The 18,910-nt window shown below is 63.4% G+C and carries 16 protein-coding genes; 6 read left to right on the forward strand and 10 right to left on the reverse strand.

The window, feature by feature from the left end:
* Positions 1–35: 35 nt before the first annotated feature.
* Positions 36–2,033: a transketolase gene (gene tkt, locus EC912_RS04870; RefSeq protein WP_132142029.1), complete on the reverse strand. Its 1,998-nt coding sequence runs from the start codon at positions 2,031–2,033 to the stop codon at positions 36–38.
* Between the two features lie 240 nt (positions 2,034–2,273).
* Here tkt and EC912_RS04875 point away from each other — a divergent pair, with 240 nt between their 5' ends.
* Both EC912_RS04875 and EC912_RS04880 read left to right on the forward strand, forming a co-directional pair.
* Entirely contained in the window at positions 2,274–3,026 is a 753-nt protein-coding gene (locus EC912_RS04875; RefSeq protein WP_132142030.1) for an outer membrane protein, read from the forward strand.
* A 206-nt stretch (positions 3,027–3,232) separates the two neighbouring features.
* Positions 3,233–3,829 carry a porin family protein gene (locus EC912_RS04880; protein WP_207906768.1) on the forward strand — a complete coding sequence of 199 codons (597 nt, stop codon included), beginning with the start codon at positions 3,233–3,235 and terminating at the stop codon, positions 3,827–3,829.
* 69 nt (positions 3,830–3,898) lie between these two features.
* Here EC912_RS04880 and EC912_RS04885 read toward each other — a convergent pair whose 3' ends face one another.
* From EC912_RS04885 to EC912_RS04900, 4 genes are all read right to left on the reverse strand, one after another.
* Positions 3,899–4,903, reverse strand: a complete 1,005-nt coding sequence (locus EC912_RS04885; protein ID WP_132142032.1) for a class I fructose-bisphosphate aldolase — start codon at positions 4,901–4,903, stop codon at positions 3,899–3,901.
* Positions 4,904–5,040: 137 nt separating this feature from the next.
* Positions 5,041–5,487: an energy transducer TonB gene (locus EC912_RS04890; RefSeq protein WP_132142033.1), complete on the reverse strand. Its 447-nt coding sequence runs from the start codon at positions 5,485–5,487 to the stop codon at positions 5,041–5,043.
* 256 nt (positions 5,488–5,743) lie between these two features.
* On the reverse strand, positions 5,744–7,213 hold the full coding sequence (gene pyk, locus EC912_RS04895) for a pyruvate kinase (protein ID WP_132142034.1): 1,470 nt from the start codon (positions 7,211–7,213) through the stop codon (positions 5,744–5,746).
* A 74-nt stretch (positions 7,214–7,287) separates the two neighbouring features.
* Positions 7,288–8,115 (reverse strand): S1/P1 nuclease, encoded by an 828-nt coding sequence (locus EC912_RS04900; RefSeq protein ID WP_132142035.1) that lies wholly within the window; start codon positions 8,113–8,115, stop codon positions 7,288–7,290.
* A 156-nt stretch (positions 8,116–8,271) separates the two neighbouring features.
* Here EC912_RS04900 and gap point away from each other — a divergent pair, with 156 nt between their 5' ends.
* Complete coding sequence (gap, locus tag EC912_RS04905) at positions 8,272–9,285, forward strand: type I glyceraldehyde-3-phosphate dehydrogenase (RefSeq protein ID WP_132142036.1); 1,014 nt, start codon at positions 8,272–8,274, stop codon at positions 9,283–9,285.
* Positions 9,286–10,043: 758 nt separating this feature from the next.
* On the opposite strand, the gene EC912_RS04910 is transcribed toward gap, so the two are convergent.
* The 3 genes from EC912_RS04910 to hppD are packed head-to-tail and all read right to left on the reverse strand — an operon-like array spanning position 10,044 to position 13,399.
* Entirely contained in the window at positions 10,044–11,024 is a 981-nt protein-coding gene (locus tag EC912_RS04910; RefSeq protein WP_132142037.1) for a fumarylacetoacetate hydrolase family protein, read from the reverse strand.
* Positions 11,021–12,316, reverse strand: coding sequence for a homogentisate 1,2-dioxygenase (gene hmgA / locus EC912_RS04915; RefSeq protein WP_132142038.1), 1,296 nt, complete (start codon positions 12,314–12,316; stop codon positions 11,021–11,023). Before hmgA ends, EC912_RS04910 begins: the two co-directional genes overlap by 4 nt.
* Before the next feature lie 18 nt (positions 12,317–12,334).
* A complete protein-coding gene (hppD, locus tag EC912_RS04920) occupies positions 12,335–13,399 on the reverse strand; it encodes a 4-hydroxyphenylpyruvate dioxygenase (protein ID WP_132142789.1) in 1,065 nt (354 codons plus the stop codon).
* 111 nt (positions 13,400–13,510) lie between these two features.
* Between hppD and EC912_RS04925 the strand changes: the two genes are divergently transcribed.
* The gene (locus tag EC912_RS04925) at positions 13,511–13,960 is read left to right on the forward strand and encodes a MarR family winged helix-turn-helix transcriptional regulator (RefSeq protein ID WP_132142039.1); all 450 of its coding nucleotides are present in this window, start codon (positions 13,511–13,513) and stop codon (positions 13,958–13,960) included.
* Positions 13,961–14,117: 157 nt separating this feature from the next.
* On the opposite strand, the gene EC912_RS04930 is transcribed toward EC912_RS04925, so the two are convergent.
* Both EC912_RS04930 and EC912_RS04935 read right to left on the reverse strand, forming a co-directional pair.
* Entirely contained in the window at positions 14,118–15,629 is a 1,512-nt protein-coding gene (locus EC912_RS04930; RefSeq protein WP_132142040.1) for a peptide MFS transporter, read from the reverse strand.
* A gap of 106 nt (positions 15,630–15,735) precedes the next feature.
* Complete coding sequence (locus EC912_RS04935) at positions 15,736–16,584, reverse strand: tryptophan 2,3-dioxygenase (RefSeq protein ID WP_132142041.1); 849 nt, start codon at positions 16,582–16,584, stop codon at positions 15,736–15,738.
* Between the two features lie 242 nt (positions 16,585–16,826).
* Between EC912_RS04935 and pdhA the strand changes: the two genes are divergently transcribed.
* Positions 16,827–17,906 (forward strand): pyruvate dehydrogenase (acetyl-transferring) E1 component subunit alpha, encoded by a 1,080-nt coding sequence (gene pdhA, locus EC912_RS04940; RefSeq protein WP_132142042.1) that lies wholly within the window; start codon positions 16,827–16,829, stop codon positions 17,904–17,906.
* Between the two features lie 12 nt (positions 17,907–17,918).
* Entirely contained in the window at positions 17,919–18,899 is a 981-nt protein-coding gene (locus EC912_RS04945) for an alpha-ketoacid dehydrogenase subunit beta (protein ID WP_132142043.1), read from the forward strand.
* The last annotated feature ends 11 nt before the right edge of the window (positions 18,900–18,910 follow it).

Here is an 18,910-nt window from a genome sequence, read left to right on the forward strand (position 1 = left end):
GACGGGGGCGCCCACGAACGCGGGCGCCCCTCACATCAGCCGATGACGCGCTTCAGCGCATCGACGACCGCAACGGTCGTGATACCGAAGTGCTCGTACAGCTTGTTCGCCGGTGCCGAGGCACCGAACGTGGTCATGCCGATGGTGATGCCGTCCAGGCCGACGTACTTGGCCCAGAAATCGACGCTTGCCGCTTCCACGGCCACGCGGGCACGGCACCAGCCGGGCAGCACGCCTTCGCGATATTCCACCGGCTGCGCATCGAACTCTTCCGTGCAGGGCATGGATACTACGCGAACCGGCACTCCCTGCTGACCGAGGGTTTTCGCCGCTTCCATCGCCAGTTCAACTTCCGAACCGGTCGCGATGACAATGGCCTTGAACTTCTCGGCCGGCTCGTACAGCACGTAGCCGCCCTTTGCGATGTTCGCGAGCTGCTCATCGCTGCGCTGCTGAGGCTTCAGGTTCTGACGCGAGAAGATCAGGCACGACGGATTGCCGGCGCGCTCGATCGCCACCTTCCACGACACCGCCGACTCGACGGCATCGCAGGGACGCCACACGCGATTGTTCGGAATCAGGCGCAGCGTACCGAGATGCTCGACCGGCTGGTGCGTCGGACCGTCTTCGCCCAGACCGATGGAGTCATGCGTATACACGTGGATGACATGTGCCGGAATCAGTGCCGACATGCGAACCGCGTTGCGTGCGTAGTCGGAGAACACCAGGAACGTCGCGTCGTACGGGATGAAACCACCGTGCAACGCGATGCCGTTGGAGATCGCCGACATGCCGAACTCGCGCACGCCATAGTGGATGTAATTCGCATCGGCACCGCGAAGACCGATGCTCTTCGAACCCTTCCAGATGGTGAGGTTCGATGGCGCCAGATCGGCCGAACCGCCGATCAGTTCCGGCAGGTGCGGACCGAACGCATCCAGGGTCATCTGCGACGCCTTGCGAGATGCCACGTCCGGACCTTCGATCTGCATCTTGCGAACATAGGCATTCGCGACCTCGTTCCAGTCGGCCGGCAGATCGCCTGCAAGGCGACGTTTGAATTCGGCGGCGAGCTCCGGATAAGCCTTCGCGTAAGCATCGAAACGCTCGTTCCAGCTCTGCTCGCGCTTCGCGCCAGCTTCCTTCGCGTTCCACGAGCTGTACATGCTCTCGGGAATTTCAAACGGGCCGTATTCCCAGCCAAGCGCCTTGCGCGCGGCGGCGACTTCGTCGGCACCCAGCGGCGAACCGTGCGACGACTCCTTGCCTTCCTTGTTCGGCGCACCGAAGCCGATGATGGTGCGGCAGCAGATCAGCGTGGGCTTTTCATCCTGCGAAGTCGCTTCGGCGATGGCCTTCTTGATGGCTTCGGCGTCATGTCCGTCGACCGCCGGAATGACTTTCCAGCCATACGCTTCGAAACGTGCAGGCGTGTCGTCGGTGAACCAGTCGTGCACTTCGCCGTCGATGGAAATACCGTTGTCGTCGTAGATGACGACCAGCTTGCCGAGCTTCAGCGTGCCCGCGAGCGAAGAGACTTCGTGCGAAATGCCTTCCATGAGGCAACCGTCGCCCACGAAGACATAGGTGCGATGGTCGACGATGTCGTGGCCTTCGCGATTGAAGCGTTCCGCGAGCACCTGTTCCGCAATGGCGAAACCCACCGCATTGGCCAGACCCTGACCCAGCGGACCGGTCGTCGTCTCGACACCCGGCGTGTGGTGGTATTCCGGATGGCCGGCCGTACGCGAACCGAGCTGACGGAAATGCTTCAGTTCGTCGATGGGCAACGCATAACCGGTCAGATGCAGCAACGCGTACTGCAGCATGGAACCATGGCCGTTCGACAGGACGAAACGATCGCGATTGAACCAATGCGGATTGGTCGGATTGTGTTGCAGGAAATCGCCCCAGAGAACCTCGGCGATATCGGCCATGCCCATGGGCATACCCGGGTGGCCGGACTTGGCGGCTTCGACGCCATCCATAGCCAGGGCGCGGATCGCATTAGCGCGTTCGCGGCGTGTCGTCATCGGCGTTCTCCAGGTAGTCGGCAGCTGAAAACGTCAATTGTCGCCGATCGCATCGAGCTTGTCGTGGACGATCGTGCTGCGGTGCAACGGTTAACAGAGCCTTAATATTTAACACCCACGTAATGAACTCCTTCAGGTTTCCCCCGATCTAATAGACCGGCAGATGCATCCATGACACCTGCCCCTTCGGGCCCGCCGAACCCCCGGCAGCACGCAGGCCAATAAGATTTGGAGAACCCCATGAGCAAGAAAACGCTACTCGCACTCAGCTTCGTCGCCGCAGGTTTCGTCGCTATCCCGGCTTTCGCCCAGGACTCCGCGGCGTCCGTCACCGACTCGGCACCCGCCGCCGGCGGCAACTTCCAGCCCAACCAGCCTGTCGGCAGCGGCAACTGGTTCATCGGCGCCACCGTCGGCCGTACCAACGGCAGCAGCAATGGCGGCTTCGGCAGCAATGCCAGCGGCTTCAACTTCCTGAAGGGTGAAAAAGACCGTCGCACGGGCTACGGCCTGCTTGGCGGCTACCGCTGGAAAGTCGGTAACGACCTGGGTCTCGGCCTCGAAGCCGGCTATGTCGACCTCGGCAACTACCGCGTGAAGAACATCTTCAACTCTGGCGACGTCAACCAGCGCAGCAGCGAAAACGCCCTGCGCGGCTGGACGCTCGGTGTGAACGGCAAGATCAACCTCGTGCCGCAGTGGTACATCAGCGCGCGCGGCGGTTTCTTCTACGCCAACGACAACAACAACAATTACAACAACAGCGTGGGCCAGGATCTTGGCCTTTCCAACGGCGGTCGCGCAGGTCGCGGCAGCTGGTACGCCGGTGTAGGCACGGGCTGGGACATCAACGAGCACTTTGGCGTTGGTCTCAACTACGACTACTACCACGCCAATGCGGGCAAGATCCGCAACGACGCAACCGGCGTGACCACGTCGGATCTGAAGCGCTCCACGGGCATCATTTCGCTCGCGGGCGAATACCGCTTCTAAGCGACACGTTGGTTGTTCGACCCTTAAGCCATGGCGTTAATTCGCCATGGCTTAATCGTTTCTTAATACGGAAATCACGCGAGTTGAATGTTTCGGCAGGGAGCCGCATCTAGGGGTCAGCGCGACGACAAACCGCATGCGCAACGTGACCGGATCAACGCCATCCCCAAGCGCCGGTTGCGAAAAGTCCTAATAGGAGAATCTCCATGAAGAAGACACTTATCGCCCTCGCTTTCGCTGCCGCCGGCCTTGCCGCGATCCCCTCCGCTTTCGCGCAGAGTGCGAACGGTAACGGCGGCTGGTTCGTCAACGGCAATGTCGGCCGCACGTCGATCGACAAGGGCCCGTATGACGGCCACGACACCGGTTATGGCATCAACGGCGGCTACCGCTGGACCGTTACCCCGTCCGTCGCTCTCGGCGTCGAAGCGGGCTACAACGATCTGGGCAATATCAACGCCAAGAACATCTTCAATGGCGACCGCGTCGTCGATCGCGGCAAGTCGCAGCTGCACGGCTGGACGGCCGGCGTGAACGGCCACTTCAATATCGATCCGAAGTGGTACATCAGCGCTCGCGGCGGTATCTACGACTGGAAGGGTCACGGCATGGAAAGCGGCAGCGACAACAACATCGTTCGCCGTGGCATCGACAAGACCAGCTGGTACGCCGGCGCCGGTGTTGGTTACGACTTCACCAACAACGTCAGCCTGGGTATCAACTACGACTACTACAACGCGAAGAAGAACAACGTCGACCTGAGCACCGACATGGTCTCGGTCAGCGCCGAATATCGCTTCTGATCGTTGCTGTAAATGTAAAAAAAACGGGCGCCTCGGCGCCCGTTTTCTTGTCAGGCTTTCGGAGGCCGATCAGCCCTTCCACTGCCCCAGGGCAGCCAGGCCGTTTTCCTTCGCGCGTGCGGCGACGATCTTCTGTGCCTCGGCGACGTTGCCCTTCAGGTCCTTCGACCACAGGTCGAGCGCGGCCTGTTGCATGGCGCGACCGTACGAGAAGCTCAGCGGCCACGGGTGCGGTCCAAGCTTGTTCATCTCGTTGAGGTTGGCCGTGGCCTGCTCGTCCTTCTGACCACCGGACAGGAACACGATACCCGGCAGCGATGCCGGCACAGTGGCCTTCAGCACGTGGACCGTCGCCTCGGCAACTTCGCTTGCCTCGGACGGCTCCGCGGCGGTGGTGCCGGCGATGACCATGCTGGCCTTCAGGATGGTGCCTTCGAGCATGACGTTCTGCTCGTACAGGGCGTTGAACAGGCTGCGCAGCACGGCTTCGTGCACTTCGTAGCTGACTTCGATGCTGTGGTTGCCGTCCATGATGACTTCGGGCTCGACCATCGGCACGATCCCGGCTTCCTGACACAGCGCGGCGTAACGTGCCAGCGCGTGGGCATTGGCTTCGATAGCCGAGGAGCTCGGATTGTCGTCGGAGATATTGATAACCGCGCGCCACTTGGCGAACTGGGCACCCAGCCGTGCGTATTCCTGCAGGCGCTCGCGCAGGCCGTCGAGGCCTTCCGTGATGACGTCGCCCGGAAAGCCGGCGAGCGCGACGGGGCCCTTGTCGACCTTGATACCCGGAATAATGCCGTTCTTCTTCATCAGTTCGGTGAACGGCACGCCGTCCTTGGTCGACTGACGAATAGTTTCGTCATACAGGATCGCACCGGAGATGTGCTCGGACAGACCCGGGGTCGTCAGCAGCAGCTCGCGGTAGGCGCGGCGGTTTTCTTCGGTGTTCTCGATACCTACGGCCTTGAACCGCCTGGCAATGGTCGTGGTCGATTCGTCGATAGCGATGATGCCTTTACCGGGCGCGACCATTTTCTGGGCGATGGTTTCGAGATCTTCGATGCTCATGACAACTCCGTGGATCGGGGCGGTGCGTATACCGCAAGGACGGGTCTCGCCCCGACGGCAAGTCGGGGCTCGGATAGAAAGCCGGCGAAGTATAGGACACAAGGCCGGGCACCCCACGGGGCGCCGCAGCAAGGGGGTCAGGAAGCCTGGGCGTAGCCCGGCACGACACACTTCTTGAGGATTTCGGCGCGTTTGGCCTGATCGGCGGGCATGTTGAACTCGACCACGTAGTAGGTGGCGATGGGATTGCCCAGGCGGTTATTGGCTGCCGGTGCGTAGTGGAAGTTCTTTACGGCGCTGACTGCGGGAATGCCGAGGTCGCCCTCGGGCACCACACGAACGGCGACGAGGTCGCGGGTCACGCCATCGGCGCCGATGGTGTACGTGACCGCCGCGCAGCCGGGCTGATCGAGGTTCTTGCCCGTGTTGGGCACGTCGACATCCACATGGCTATTGGTCAGCGTCCAGTAAACCGGCACGCGGTCGGGGGCGACCTTCTTTACCGACTGGGATTGGGCGAACACGGGTATGGCCGCGGTGCAGAGCGCCAGGGCAAGGGAAATACGGGTGAGTCGGCTGGTCATGGCGCCCTCGGTCGTTGGGAAACTCGTCGGACTGAGTTTAACGCCGGGAGGGTGTGAGCGTGTTGCGAAAACCCGCACTGACGACAAGAGCCGCGAACCACGACGACGCGACGACCGGCCGCACCGCGCTGGGCTCCTGCCTGCGCAGGAGCGACGAACCTCGAGGGAAACTTTCCTCCTCTCCCCGTCGTCTCTGCGCAAGCTTCGGACCCACGGCGACCACCCGCGGCAGTCGCGACACGGCGGACGATCGGGATTACAGGTCGCGAAGACTATCCGCGATCCCATCCTTCCCGATCATCAGCAACTTCAGCGTATTCGTACCGCCACCGCGACCGATATGGTCGCCGTGAGTCAGGATCACGCGATCGCCCTCGATCAGCTTGCCCAGCGCGAACAGATGCTGGAGCGCCGCGCGCGCGGTATGCGCCGGGTCGAGGTTGTTCTGTTCGAAATCGATGGGCTGTACGTCGCGCAACATCAGCATGCGGCGGCGGGCCACGCCCGAGGGCGACAGCGCGTAGATCGGCACGGCGAAGCGGTAACGCGACAGCCACTGCGCCGTGGCGCCCGACTCGGTCAGCGCCACGATGGCGCGAACGCCGACCTGGGCGGCAAGCTGCATGGCCGCCAGCGCGATGGCCTGGTCGCTGCGGTCGAGATGATGAATGCCGGGACGCAGGTCGTCGCGCGGCTCGAACTGGCGCTCGGCACCGAGGCAGATGCGGCGCATCGCCGCCACGGCCTTGTCCGGATGCGCGCCCGCGGCGCTTTCCTGCGACAGCATCACGGCATCGGTGCCGTCGATGACCGCATTGGCGACGTCGAGCACTTCGGCGCGCGTCGGAATCGGCGCAGTGACCATCGACTGCAGCATCTGCGTCGCGGTGATCACCGAACGGTTCCGCAGAACGGACTCGCGAATGATTTTCTTCTGCAGACCCGGCAGCTCGGCATCGCCGATTTCCACGCCGAGATCGCCACGAGCCACCATCACGACATCGGAGGCATCGATGATTTCGCCGAGAACGGGGATAGCGTCCGCGCGCTCGATCTTCGCCACGATGGCCGCGTCGCCGCCGGCTTCGCGCAGAAGACGACGCGCTTCGTGGAGGTCTTCGGCGCAACGCACGAAGGAAACGGCGAGGAAGTCGGCACCCATTTCGGCGGCGAGCTTGATGTCGGCACGGTCCTTATCCGAAAGCGCCGCGACGCTGAGGCCGCCGCCCTGTCGATTGAGCCCCTTGCGGTCCGATAGACGGCCACCGATCGCAACGCGGCAGCGTACTTCGGCGCCCACCACTTCGATGACATTCATCGCGACGAGGCCATCGTCGAGGAGCAACACGTCACCCGCGACCACGTCGTTCGGCAGACCGTAATAGCTGACGCCGACACGCGACGCGTTGCCCGGAGGGGCATCCGGACGGCAGTCGAGCACGAAGCTATCGCCGGCCATCAGGTCGACGGGGCCGCCAGCGAATTTCTCGATGCGGATCTTCGGACCCTGCAGGTCGGCAAGGATGCCGACCTCGCGACCGACGGCTTCCGCCGCGGCACGCACGGCGGCGGCACGGGCGCGATGGTCGTCCGGCTGGCCATGCGAAAGGTTCAGGCGAACCACGTCGACGCCCTCCTCCAGGATGCGTTCGAGCATGCCCGGAGCATCGGTGGCGGGGCCGAGGGTGGCTACGATCTTGGTGCGGCGTACTTGTATGTCGGTCATTTCACGAAGTTAGCACAGGCTTCAATCGAGGGAATACGTGGACGGGCTTATGAAATTTCCCGCCCACGCCCGGGTCAGTTCCGCAGGGTACTGTTGAGCAGATCGGCCAGACGCTTGCCGGCCTCGCGCAGGCGGCGCTCGGCGATGGGCAGCTCCGCGCTGACGTACGCATCGTCGATGACGTGACCGGCCGGATAGACACCGTCGTCGCGGGTGATCCGGCAGGACTCCTCCGCCCACTGGGCATAGGGATTGTCCAGCGGCTCGCTGGCCGGCGGCGGTACGACCGGACCGTTGTCGGCCAGATTCTGCGCGTACTTCTGCCACTTCAGCCCGCGGGTGTTGAGCATGCTCGAGTCCCATACGCGATGCAGGTTCGAACCCTTGCCGTCCATCTGAACCTGATAATCGTTGCCGCCCTTGTCGTCGCGGTAGCCGGCGTGCAGCGGCTGGTGCACATCGCCGACGAAATGGACGACGAAATTCAGCGCCTGCGCACGGTCGGCGTCGGAAGCGTTGCTGTCGCCCAGGATCGCCACGTACTTCTGCAGGCCGCCGACCACGCAACGACCGTCAGAGCAGTCCCGCGGCGGCACATAAGTGCAGGTTTTATCGGCGAAATTGATGTAATGCAGCGATCCGGTAGCCTTGCCGAGCGCTTTCGTTTCGGGGTTATCCCGCAGTTCGTCGGCCCAACTGGCGATATCGCTCAGCGAATTCGCGTTCTCGGCATGCAGCAGGCGATCGACCTGGGCGCGGGCCTGCGGCGTCAGCTGGCGCTGGGCCAGATCGGCGACGATGCGGTGGCCGTTGGCCCCCCAGGCGTGGGCGGAAGGGGCGACGGCGCAGACGGCCAGCGCGACGAGGGCGGCAAGGGAGCCGCGCGCGGTAAAGGAGGTCATGGATGGCATCGGCGTAGGTGAACGAGCCACGAAGTCTGCCACACGTGTGCCTTCGGGAGATGACAACTCGCCGCGCCGCAGCAAGCCGGGTATGGGGCCTTTCCGCTAACATGACGGTTTTAAACCACCCGCACCCCTTCGAAGAGGACGCAGCTTATGGTCATCAAGGTCGCCATCAACGGTTACGGTCGCATCGGTCGCAACATCCTGCGCTCGCTGTACGAGGCAGGTCGCAACAACGAAATTCAGATCGTGGCGGTCAACGACCTCGGCGATGCGGAAACCAACGCCCACCTGACGCAGTACGACACCGCGCACGGCAAGTTCCCGGGCGAAGTGTCCGTCGACGGCGGCGACCTCATCGTCAACGGCGACCGCATCAAGGTCTTCGCCGAGCGCGATCCCTCGAAGCTTCCCTGGGGCGAGCACGACGTCGACGTGGTGCTGGAATCCACCGGCTTCTTCACCTCGAAGGCCAAGGCCGGCGCGCATCTGGCTGGCGGCGCCAAGAAGGTCATCATCTCCGCCCCCGCCGACAAGGACGTGGACGGCACGTTCGTCTACGGCGTCAACCACGACAAGCTGACCGCGGGCCACCAGGTCATCTCCAACGCCTCGTGCACCACGAACTGCCTCGCGCCGCTCGCCAAGGTGCTGCACGAGAAGATCGGCATCGTGAACGGCCTGATGACCACCATCCACTCCTACACGAACGATCAGGTCCTGACCGACGTGTACCACTCGGACCTGCGTCGCGCCCGTAGTGCCACGCACAGCCAGATTCCGACCAAGACCGGCGCCGCTGCCGCGGTCGGCCTCGTGCTGCCCGAGCTCAACGGCAAACTCGACGGCTTCGCCATGCGCGTGCCGACAATCAATGTCTCGGTCGTCGACCTCGTGTTCACCGCCGCGCGCGCGACCACGAAGGAAGAGATCGACGCCGTCATCGCCGAAGCCGGCAACGGCGCGATGAAGGGCATCCTGACGACCAACACCAAGCCGCTGGTCTCGATCGACTTCAACCACAACCCGCATTCGTCGATCTACGACGCGACGCAGACCCGCGTCATGGGCGGCACGCTGGTGAAGGTCCTCTCGTGGTACGACAACGAGTGGGGCTTCTCGAACCGCATGCTCGATATGACCAAGGCGTTGATGGCGGCGAAATAATCCGCTGAGCTCGGAAAAAAAAAGGCCCGCTTTCGCGGGCCTTTTTTTAGGTTCTTCACGCATTAGCGGGAACGATCTCGCGCGTCTGGCCGCTCTTTGGGTAAGGACCGCCGCTGCGTGGCTTGTGTCACTAGCGGCTTCGTCGGCTCACGCTCGTGCGTCGGGGAGGCCGCGACCGGGTTGGCCCTTGGGGCCTTCGGCGCCGTCCCTGCGGGAGCGGGCCGTAGTCCCGCTTTCGTTCCAACGGGTCATCGCGGCCCTCGGCTAAGGCGGCCCCAAGGGCCAACCCGGCCACGGCACCGTCGATTGCGGTTGGCTGTGGGCAGAGCGCGAGCCGAACACGTGATGGGACCGGCATGCGGTCATCACTGGCCATGCGTCGACGCGATGCTTTCCCCCACGTGACCGCAGCATCCGGAAGAGCCGTCGGCCACCACCCTCGACGCGACTTGCGCAACCGAGCGCGGCGGGCGGACCAGGCCCGCAGGGGGCGGACCTGGACGGTCCGCCGTTTTTGCTGAGGCAAGGATGCCGAATCAAAAACCCCCGCCCACAGCGCGGGCGCGACGGGGCGCAGCCATAGAACAAAAGCCGCGCAGCGGCTCTCCTTCCCCGAGCGACGGTGAAGCCGGAGCGTCGAGGGTGGTGGCCGACGGCTCCCCCCGAAACGTCCGAGCGCGAAAGCGATGGCAAAGCCGAGCCGTCCCCCGAAAAAGCGAGAGGAACCCTTTTTGTTTGCGAATCCCGGAAGAAGCGAACTACGCCTTCGCGATCGTCTGCTCAATAGCGCCAAAGATCGACACGCCCTGCCCGTCCTTCACTTCGATGCGCACGGTATCCCCGAACGAAAGGAACGGCGTGCTGGCCTTGCCGTCGCGCAGGGTTTCGACCGTGCGTTGTTCGGCGAGACACGACGCACCCTTCGACGTATCGTGATTGGCGATCGTGCCGGAGCCGACCAGCGTACCGGCCGTCAGTGGACGCGTCTTCGCGGCATGCGCGACGAGCTGCGCGAAGTCGAACTGCATGTCGACGCCGCACTCGGCTTCGCCGAACCATGCGCCGTTGATCCAGGTCAGCATCGGCAGATGCAGTTTCTCGTCGCGCCAGATATCGCCCAGCTCGTCGGGCGTGACGAAAACCGGCGATAGTGCCGAACGCGGCTTGGATTGCAGAAAGCCGAAACCTTTGGCCAGTTCGCCCGGAATCAGGCCACGCAGCGACACGTCGTTGACGAGGCCGACCAACTGGATGTGCTCGGCGGCCTGTACGGGCGTGACCCCCATCGGAACATCGTCGGTAACGACCAGCACCTCGGCTTCCAGATCGATGCCGAATGCCTCGCTCGACACGACCACCGCATCGCGCGGCCCGAGGAAACCCGCGCTCGTCGCCTGATACATCAGCGGATCGGAATAGAACGATTCGGGCACTTCGGCGCCACGGGCCTTGCGCACGCGCTCGACGTGCGGCAGGTAGGCGCTGCCATCCACGAATTCATAGGCGCGCGGCAACGGCGCGGCAAGCGCGGCGAAATCCACCGCGAAAGCGCCGGGTGCTGTCCCGCCGTTCAACTGCTCCGACAACGCATTCAGGCGCGGTGCCGCGGCATGCCAGTCGTCCAGCGCCGCCTGCATCGTCGATGCGATGCCCGTGGCTTTTACCGCCTGCGTCAGGTCGCGGCTGACGACGATCAGTGTGCCGTCGCGACCGCCTTCCTTCAATGAACCGAGTTTCATGCGTTCCCTTTGTAGTGCTTTTTCAGTCCGCGCCAGCATTCGTAGTAATCGCCCTGAAGCTGGGGCGACGACAACGCCTGTGTCGTCGGACGAATGACTTTGCGCGTCTCGAACATGAAGGCCATGGTACCGGTGATGTGATCCGGCTTCGACGTGTCCGCGGCGCTCGCCTTCTCGAAGCTGGCCGCATCCGGCCCGTGTCCGCTCATGCAGTTGTGCAGGCTGGACCCGCCGGGGACGAAACCGCCGGCCTTGGCATCGTACGCGCCATCGATCAGGCCCATGAATTCGCTGGCCACGTTGCGATGGAAGTACGGCGGACGGAACGTGTGCTCGGCCACCAGCCAACGCGGCGGGAAGATCACGAAGTCCATATTCGCCGTTCCCGGCGTATCGCTGGCGGACGTCAGTACAGTGAAGATCGACGGATCGGGATGATCGACGGCGATCGATCCGATGGTGTTGAACAGGCGCAGATCGTACTTGTACGGCGCGTAGTTGCCGTGCCACGCCACGACATCCAGCGGCGAATGGTCGATACGCGCCGACCACAGCCCGCCCTGGAATTTTGCGACGAGTTCGAACTCGCCGTCGACATCTTCGAAGGACGCTACCGGTGTAAGGAAATCGCGCGAATTGGCGAGACCGTTCGCACCGATCGGGCCGAGATCGGGCAGATGCAGGTGCGCGCCGAAGTTCTCGGCGACGTAACCACGTGCTTCGCCATCGGTAAGTTCGACCCGGAACCGGATGCCGCGCGGAATCACCGCGATCTCCAGCGGCTGGACATCGAGCACGCCAAGTTCCGTCGCGATACGCAGTCGTCCCTGCTGCGGCACGATCAGCAGCTCGCCATCCGCATCGTAGAAAAACCGCCCGTCCATCGATCGGTTCGCGACGTACAGATGAATACCGCACCCCGTCTGATCGGCAGGACCGCCGTTACCGCCCATGGTTGTCAGACCGTCCAGAAAATCCGTCGGTTCCGACGGCATTGGCAGCGGATCCCAACGCAACTGGTTCGGCGTCGCCGGCGCTTCGTCGAAGCGATTGTGGAAGGCCTTCGTCGGTAACTCGACGAACGGCGAATGCTGCGCCGCGGGCCGGATGCGATATAGCCAGCTGCGCCGGTTCTGGTGACGCGGCGCGGTGAATGCCGAGCCTGAAAGCTGCTCGGCATACAGTCCGTGCGCGACGCGCTGCGGCGAATTCTGGCCAACGGGCAACGTTCCCGCCACCGCCTCGGTGGCAAACTCGTTACCGAATCCCGACTGGTATCCCGGTGTCGTCATGGCGAGATGGCCTTTGTGTCAGAGAACGCCGCGACGCATCTGGTCGCGCTCGATCGACTCGAACAACGCCGTGAAGTTGCCGTTGCCGAAACCTTCGTTGCCCTTGCGCTGGATGATCTCGAAGAAAATCGGACCGATATTGTTCTGCGTGAATATCTGCAGCAGCAGTTTCTTCTTGGTCTCGTCGTCCGCGTCGATCAGGATCTTGTTCTTCTGCAACCGCGCCACGTCTTCGCCGTGCCCCGGCATGCGCAGGTCGATCACTTCGAAATACGTGTCCGGCGTATCGAGGAACGCGACGTTCTGCTCGCGCATCGCCTCGACGGTTTCGTAGACGTTGTCCGTGAACATGGCGATGTGCTGGATGCCTTCGCCCTTGTACTCGTTCAGGTACTCGTTGATCTGCGACTTCTCGTCCGACGACTCGTTCAGCGGGATGCGGACCATGCCATCCGGCGCGGTCATCGCCTTCGAAACAAGACCCGTCTTCGCGCCCTTGATGTCGAAGTAACGAATTTCGCGGAAGTTGAAGAGGCGCTCGTAATATTCCGACCACTTCTGCATGTTGCCGAAGTGCAGGTTGTGCGTCAGGTGATCGATGAAGGTCAGGCCGAAACCTTTCGGGTTGCGATCGACGCCCGGCAGCCAGTCGTATTCGTCTTCGTAGACTTCGCCCTTCTCGCCGTACTTGTCGATCAGGTAAAGCGCCGCACCGCCGATGCCTTCGATGACCGGCACATCGAGAGCCAGCGTTTCGGTCTTGTGGGTGAGCTTGTCCGCGCCGTTGCCGAGCGCCGTCTCAAGGACGTCGGTCGCGGGACGGTTGAAACGGATCGCAAAACCGCAGGCGCTGGGACCGTGGTTGGCCACGAAGTCAGCGGCGAAGGAATCGGGCTCTTCGTTGACGAGGAAGTTGCAGGTGCCCTGGCGGTAGAGCGTGATCTTCTTCGTCTTGTGCTTCGCGACGGGGATAAAGCCCATGCGCGGAAACAGGTTGTGCAGCAGCGCCGGATCGGGCGCGGCGAACTCGACGAATTCGAAGCCATCGACACCTTGCGGGTTCTCGAAGGTGGTGACTTCCATACCGATGTTAGTCTGGGCGCTCATGGGGGTCTCCTGGCGTGCAAAACGGTTTGCGCTGGGTATCCTTAAGTTATAGTTTCATATGAAACCATTTGCAAGGAGCGGCGCAGCATGTCCGCCAGACCGAACGTGGCGCACGCGCCCCTGGAACTCGAACATTTCCTGCCTTACCGGCTCTCGATCCTGTCGAACACGGTCAGTCAGGCCATCGCCGCCGATTACCAGCAGCGCTACGAGCTGAGTATGACCGAGTGGCGCGTGATGGCCGTGCTAGCCCGCTTCGAGGGGCTGTCGGCGCGCGAGGTGGCCGAACGGACCGCCATGGACAAGGTCGCGGTCAGCCGGGCGCTGGCGCGGCTGGTCGACGCCGGCCGGGTCGACCGCGGCACCCACGACGGCGACAAGCGCCGGTCGGTACTGCAGCTGACGGCCGAAGGCTGGGCGATCCACGACGAGGTCGCCCCCCTCGCCCGCGAGCACGAACGCGAGCTTCTGGCGAAGCTGGACGACGAGGAGCGCGCTTGGCTGAGCCGCATCCTCGACAAGCTGATGGCGGCGTAAAAAAGCGGGGGTGGGGGATGGGAAGCGGGGGCGTAGCCCCGGCGATTGCCCGAGGGGACTGATAACGCCCAGCGGATGCAACGCCTGCCCGGCGCGTGTCGTTCCCTCAAACGGGCGCCGGAAACGCGCCCCCACTGCCCGCCCCCAATCCCCGCTCTTATTTCACCCCGTGCATCAACTTGTTGATCAGCGGCGCGATCAGGAACAGCGCCACACCGGCACCCAGCAGCAGCCAGAAGCTGAAGGTGAAACCGTCCAGCGCCGACTGCACGGTCATGCCGTTCTCGCCGCTGATATGGCCGGCGAGCAGACCGGAAAGGTTGTTGCCGATGGCGGTCGACAGGAACCAGCCGCCCATCGCCAGTCCCACGACCTTGCTCGGCGCCAGCTTGGTCACCATCGAAAGACCGATGGGCGACAGGCACAGCTCGCCAAGGGTCTGCATCACGTAGCACAGCGCCAACGGCCAGAACGGGATCTGCCCGTTGCTGTCGACCGTCTTGGTCAGGGCATACATCAGCACCAGGAACGCCAGTGCGTTGAAGATCAGGCCCAGGCCGAATTTGCGCGGAATCGACGGTTCGCGACCGATGCGCGACGACCACGCCCAGGCCAGCGCTACCAGCGGTGCGCAGATGAGGATCGCGGCGGAGTTCACCGACTGGAACCAGCCGGTCGGGAACACGAACGCACCGTCGAACATATTGCGGTTGACGATATTTTCGGCGAGGAAGTTGAACGAGCTGCCGGCCTGTTCGAAGAACATCCAGAAAGTCACGTTGAACGCGAACAGGAGCAACATCGCGATCACGCGATGGATCTGCACCTTGCCGTGACGAATCGCCTCGACGACCAGCATCACGCCCACGCCGATGAACAATGCCCCCAACAACCACGCGATCACGATCGCGCCAGCCTTGGCCATCAGCAGATAAACCAACGGAATAGCGACGACGATGCCGACCACGACCATGAGCAGGCTCTTGGCCTCGTTACGCTCCGGCGGCGGCACGCCGATACCCTTCATCTGGTGCTTGCCGATCCAGAACCAGATCAGGCTGAAGATCATGCCCACGCCCGACGCGGCGAACACGACTTTGTAGTTCTGCTCCATCGGCGTATTGCTCAGCACCGAAGCGAGCCAGCCGGTGATCAGCGGCGCGACGAGTCCGCCGCCGTTGATGCCCATGTAGAAAATGGTGAAGCCGCGATCGCGGCGATCGTCGCCCGGCGCGTAAATCTGGCCCACCAGCGACGAGATGTTCGGCTTGAAGAGCCCGTTGCCGACGATCACCGTGGCCAGACCGGCCAGGAAAATCTGCTGGTTGGGCATCATCACCATGAACAGGCCCGTGCCCATCACGGCCGCGCCGACCAGGATCGAGCGCTGATAGCCGAGGATGCGATCGGCGACATAGCCGCCGAAAATCGCCGAAGCGTAGACCAGCGCCAGGTACGCGCCGTAAGTCCGGCTGGCATAGGCCTGTCCGGCCTGATCGTGGTTGAAGAACTGCGCCACGATGTAAAGCGTCAGGGCCCAGCGCATGCCGTAGAACGCGAAGCGCTCCCAGAACTCCGTCATGAACAGCATCCACAGCGGACGGGGGTGACCCAGCGTCTGCGGGAATTCGGGGATGGGGCGTGCGGTCTCGGTAACGGCTGGCGTCATGGGCTTCCCTTGGGGTTACGGTGGCGTCGGCGTCCTTCCGTTGGACGTGAAGGCGACGTGCACGTTTAACCGCCCGGGCGGTGCCCCGTCAAATGCGTGCGCAGCATCAGGTGCCTAAAACGGTGCGGACTTCCAGCAATTCGGGGAAGAATGTCTGCTCCAGGGCGCGGCGCAGGAAGGCCACGCCAGACGACCCACCGGTCCCCGGCCGGTAGCCGATGATGCGTTCCACCGTCTTCATATGGCGGAATCGCCAGAGTTGGAAGCTTTCCTCGACATCCACCAGCTGTTCGCACAGGTGGTATTCCGGCCAGTAATGCCCTGTGTCCTCGTAGATACGGCGCAGCGCGGGAAACAGGTCCGGGTTGCTGCAGTACGGCTGGGTAACGTCGCGGTCCAGCAAGGACGCGGGCACCGCGTGGCCGCGGCGCGCGAGATAACGCAGGAATTCGTCATACAGGCTGGGAGCCTCGTACACCTCGCGCAGGGCGGCCAGTGCGGCCGGGTCGTGCTCGAATACCTTGAGCATGTCCGCGAGCTTGTTGCCCAGCATGAATTCGACCATGCGGTACTGCAACGACTGGAAACCGGAGGACGGGCCCAGCACTTCGCGGAACTCGAGGTACTCGGTCGGCGTCAGGGTGGCCAGCACGGCCCACTGCTCGTAAAGCTGGCGCTGGATCTGCTTGACCCGCGCAAGAATTTTCAGGGTGCCGTCGACATCGTCCGCCCGCAGGTGCGCCATGGCGCCACGAAGCTCGTGGATCAGCAGCTTCAGCCAGAGCTCGGAGGTCTGGTGCTGCACGATGAACAACATTTCATCGTGGTGCGGTGGGTCGGACAGCGGCTGCTGCGCCGCCAGGACCAGGTCCAGCCTCAGGTATGACCCATAGGTCAGGCGACCTTCGAGGTCGGTCCGGATGCCAGGTTCGAGCTCACGCTGCCGATCGGTCATGAAGCCGCCATACCCCAGTTAAGCCCGCAATCTTAAGATTATTTGAAGGGTACGTGCGGTCTCTACACGGCTTTAACCACCCCGGCCAGACGGCCCCGTATGCTGCGCCGTCCCTTGCCGCGTCATAATACCCCTGATATCTAGTGCGCCCCGCAAAGGTCTGAAGTGTGTGCACGTCCCGCTGGATGGGCTGCCGCCTCCCTCGTAATGCGCTAAATCTTTACTCACTCCGGGAGCGAGTCGTGTCCATCGCCGCCAAGTTCGAAATCGAATACCTGCAGTACCTTGACCAGGATGGCAAGGAAGTTGGCAAGGAACTGCCTGAATTCGCAAAGGATCTCGACCATATGGTCGAGCTCTACAAGCTCATGGTGTCCACGCGCGTGTTCGACGCCAAGTCGATCGCCCTGCAGCGCACCGGCAAGCTCGGCACCTATGCCTCGTGCCTCGGCCACGAAGCCGCGCACGTCGGCATCGGCAGCGCCATGCGCCGGGAAGATTCCCTGGCGGTCAGCTACCGCGAATACGGCGCACAGCTGTATCGCGGCGTGAAGCCGCGCGAGGTCTACATGTACTGGGGCGGCGACGAACGCGGCAACGATTTCGCCGACGCGCCGAAGCACGATTTCGCCTGGTGCGTACCCATCGCGACGCAGTGCCTGCATGCCGCGGGCTCCGCGCTCGCGTTCAAGATCCGCAAGGAACCGCGCGTCGCCGTCTGCACCATCGGCGACGGTGGTTCGTCGAAGGGTGATTTCTACGGCGCCATCAACATCGCCGGCGCGCAGAACCTGCCGCTGGTCGCCGTGATCGTGAACAACCAGTGGGCCATTTCGGTGCCGCGCCGCATCCAGTCGGGTGCCAATACGCTGGCCCAGAAGGGTCTGGCAGCCGGCCTGTTCTGCATCCAGGTCGACGGCAACGACATCATCGCGGTACGCAAGGCGATGGAAGACGCGCTCGAGCGTGCACGCAGCGGCCAGGGTGGCTCGGTCATCGAAGCGGTCACCTACCGCCTCGGCGACCACACCACCGCCGACGACGCCCGCCGCTATCGCGGCGAGCAGGAAGTGAAAGACGCCTGGGACCGCGACCCGGTGCCGCGCCTGCGCAAATGGCTGGAAGCGAAGGGCAAGTGGGACGAAGCGAAGGAAGAGGCCTGGAAGGCCGAATGCGACGACTGGATGGACAAAGAGGTCGATGCATACCTCGAGACCAAGACCCAGCCGGCGACGGCGATGTTCGACTATCTGTACGCCGAACTCCCCGCCGACCTCGTCGCGCAGCGCGACTTCGTCGCCTCCCTCGATCGCCAGTCGTAAGGAATCCATCCCATGGCACAAATTACTCTTATCGAAGCCGTTACCCAGGCGCTCGCCTATGAAATGGCGCACGACGAAAGCGTCGTGGTACTCGGCGAAGACGTCGGCGTCAACGGCGGCGTGTTCCGCGCCACGCAGGGCCTGCAGGAAAAATTCGGCGAATGGCGCGTGCTGGACACGCCCCTGGACGAAACCACCATCGCCGGCGTCACCGTCGGCCTGGCCGTGCAGGGCATGAAGCCGGTCGCCGAAGCCCAGTTCGAGGGCTTCATCTATCCGATGATGGAACAGATCGCCTGCCACGCCGCGCGTCTGCGCAACCGCACGCGCGGTCGCATGACGGTACCGGCCGTGTGGCGCGCCCCGTGGGGCGGCGGCATCCGTGCGCCGGAGCATCACTCCGAAGCGAACGAGCATCTGTTCACCAACATCCCGGGCCTGCGCGTCGTCATGCCGTCGTCGCCCGCGCGCGCCTACGGCCTGCTGCTGGCCGCTATCCGCGATCCCGATCCGGTGATGTTCTTCGAGCCGAAGCGCATCTACCGCCAGTACAAGGAAGAAGTGCCCGACGACGGCGAAGCGCTGCCGCTGGACGTGTGCTTCGTCCTGCGCGACGGCACCGACGTCACGCTGGTCACCTGGGGCGCCCAGGTGAAGGAATGCCTCGAAGCCGCCGACGAACTGGCGCAGAAAGGCATCAGCGCCGAAGTCATCGACGTCGCCACGCTCACGCCGCTCGACTTCGACACGATCGCCGAATCGGTCACCAAGACCGGCCGCTGCGTCATCGTGCACGAGGCTCCGAAAACGGCCGGCTACGGCGCCGAGATCGCCGCGCGCCTGTCCGAGGAATGCCTCTACAGCCTGCTCGCTCCGGTCGAACGCGTGACTGGTTTCGACACGCATATTCCGCTGTTCCGTCTGGAAATGAAGTACCTGCCCAGCGTCGAACGCATCGTCGAAGCCGCCCAGCGCACGCTCGCTGCCAGCTAACCCATACGGAA

Origin of the sequence: Luteibacter rhizovicinus, from assembly GCF_004342265.1 — a bacterium.
Classification (GTDB): domain Bacteria; phylum Pseudomonadota; class Gammaproteobacteria; order Xanthomonadales; family Rhodanobacteraceae; genus Luteibacter; species Luteibacter rhizovicinus_B.

Bases quoted from the DNA above. Each gene is read 5' to 3' on its own strand.
- EC912_RS04930 (WP_132142040.1), bottom strand. From the start codon at position 15,629: ATGACGCCAGCCGTTACCGAGACCGCACGCCCCATCCCCGAATTCCCG.
- EC912_RS04885 (WP_132142032.1), bottom strand. From the start codon at position 4,903: ATGAGCATCGAAGATCTCGAAACCATCGCCCAGAAAATGGTCGCGCCC.
- tkt (WP_132142029.1), bottom strand. From the start codon at position 2,033: ATGACGACACGCCGCGAACGCGCTAATGCGATCCGCGCCCTGGCTATG.
- EC912_RS04945 (WP_132142043.1), top strand. From the start codon at position 17,919: ATGGCACAAATTACTCTTATCGAAGCCGTTACCCAGGCGCTCGCCTAT.
- EC912_RS04890 (WP_132142033.1), bottom strand. From the start codon at position 5,487: ATGACCAGCCGACTCACCCGTATTTCCCTTGCCCTGGCGCTCTGCACC.
- hppD (WP_132142789.1), bottom strand. From the start codon at position 13,399: ATGGAAGTCACCACCTTCGAGAACCCGCAAGGTGTCGATGGCTTCGAA.
- EC912_RS04910 (WP_132142037.1), bottom strand. From the start codon at position 11,024: ATGAAACTCGGTTCATTGAAGGAAGGCGGTCGCGACGGCACACTGATC.
- EC912_RS04875 (WP_132142030.1), top strand. From the start codon at position 2,274: ATGAGCAAGAAAACGCTACTCGCACTCAGCTTCGTCGCCGCAGGTTTC.
- EC912_RS04880 (WP_207906768.1), top strand. From the start codon at position 3,233: ATGAAGAAGACACTTATCGCCCTCGCTTTCGCTGCCGCCGGCCTTGCC.
- EC912_RS04935 (WP_132142041.1), bottom strand. From the start codon at position 16,584: ATGACCGATCGGCAGCGTGAGCTCGAACCTGGCATCCGGACCGACCTC.
- hmgA (WP_132142038.1), bottom strand. From the start codon at position 12,316: ATGACGACACCGGGATACCAGTCGGGATTCGGTAACGAGTTTGCCACC.
- EC912_RS04925 (WP_132142039.1), top strand. From the start codon at position 13,511: ATGTCCGCCAGACCGAACGTGGCGCACGCGCCCCTGGAACTCGAACAT.
- gap (WP_132142036.1), top strand. From the start codon at position 8,272: ATGGTCATCAAGGTCGCCATCAACGGTTACGGTCGCATCGGTCGCAAC.
- EC912_RS04900 (WP_132142035.1), bottom strand. From the start codon at position 8,115: ATGACCTCCTTTACCGCGCGCGGCTCCCTTGCCGCCCTCGTCGCGCTG.
- pyk (WP_132142034.1), bottom strand. From the start codon at position 7,213: ATGACCGACATACAAGTACGCCGCACCAAGATCGTAGCCACCCTCGGC.